Annotated in this window: 1 protein-coding gene; it reads right to left on the bottom strand. The window is 32.2% G+C overall.

The genetic code is table 11. The annotated features are described in order from the left end of the window. Positions 1–503: 503 nt before the first annotated feature. On the bottom strand, positions 504–1,427 hold the full coding sequence (locus tag BPMYX0001_RS24855; protein ID WP_006096945.1) for a DMT family transporter: 924 nt from the start codon (positions 1,425–1,427) through the stop codon (positions 504–506). Positions 1,428–1,533: the final 106 nt, after the last annotated feature.

Here is a 1,533-nt window from a genome sequence, read left to right as displayed (position 1 = left end):
TGTCAACTAAGTTTTTTATTTCGTTTGTCGCGTTTTTCGTTGTTGCTATCGGCGACTCGTATAATATTACACCTGTATATTGAAATAGTCAATGATTTTTATATAAAAAATTGTTTTTTATCTCTTTTATAGATAAACACTCACAGATTATTAATCTTTTATTCATACACCCTTTCCATTCCTATAGACTCAGTACCTCTAAAAGAGAAAAAAGTAAAACTATTTATCCCTACTAGATATTATAAATGCGTACTCAAGGAGCCTTCATTCTATTTCAGAGTCAAAAGAATGGCAATACTTCATTAGCAATTTGTTTTTTATCAAATAATTTCACTTCAAACATCCTTGGATTATCATCCCTTTGTTCATTATTATAAATGCAGTATATAAATGTATAATTTAGTATTGTATTACACGGGTTCCCTACTCTTCCTGTATGCTCCTCTAAACCAACTAAAAAGAGGGCATGCCATTCGATGCATCCCCCCTTTCATATTCTGGCATTAATATGTTTTGTACTTCCTATCTTCTGTAGTTTGTCGATCAACGGATTTCATTAGAGTACTTAATTTACCTTTATCCGCCCAGATAACCCCAAATAAAACTAGACATCCTCCTATTAATATCTTCCATGTTAAAGATTCTTTTAATAAAATAACCGAAGCAATAATACTTATAAGTGGTAAAGCATTTAAATACAACCCACTTACTGATGCCGAAATTCTTTCTAGTGCCTTATTCCAAAACCAATAAGCTAGGATTGTTGCACAAACAACAAGGTATGTAAAACTAAGCCCTGTCTTCCATGTTTCTATTTGAGGTAGACCATAATAAAAAGTTTCGATAACTGCAAAGGGGAATAGAATGATTGCCCCTATGATTAATGTTAACGTTGTAAATACTTCGTTTGATAGATTCTTTTCTTGTTTTGGTCTTTTTAATAATATTGTATAGAAAGCAAATAAAAAAGTACTTAATAAAATAAGTATGTCCCCAACTAGAGAAGCGCTTTGATTATCATTACCAGATGGAATGGTAATACATATTACTCCTATAAAACCTAATATAATTCCAATCCAATAGTTTAACTGAATCTTTTCTTTTAAAAACAGTGCCGAGAAAATAATTGTAACTAAAGGTAAAGCAGCATCAATGATGCTAACATGTAATCCACTTGTTAAAGAAATCCCATACGAGGTAAACATAAAATATCCCGCCACACCAGTAAAAGATAATACGCTTATCCTTTTCCACGGAACATCCCTATTAACAATACTTTTTCGTAGCTGCTGAAAAAAAAACAATAGACATATCCCGCCAGCAAAGCAAAGACGAAGAAATAATAGGGTGAATGGCTGAATTGACTCTAACGCCCATTTTGTCGGAGCAATTGCTATCCCCCATAGTATAATCGCAATTAATAGCATACTTATTCCTTTAATGTTTTTCTCCCCCTTTTCATATATGTCTCTTCATACCATATGTAGACATAAAAGTCCCATTGGAATTTTTTTCTTCGATCATTCGCTTATT

Source organism: Bacillus pseudomycoides DSM 12442 (assembly GCF_000161455.1).
In the GTDB taxonomy this organism is placed as follows: Bacteria; Bacillota; Bacilli; order Bacillales; family Bacillaceae_G; genus Bacillus_A; species Bacillus_A pseudomycoides.
This window is presented reverse-complemented; position numbering and strand designations above follow the sequence as displayed.

Bases quoted from the DNA above. Each gene is read 5' to 3' on its own strand.
- BPMYX0001_RS24855 (WP_006096945.1), bottom strand. From the start codon at position 1,427: ATGCTATTAATTGCGATTATACTATGGGGGATAGCAATTGCTCCGACA.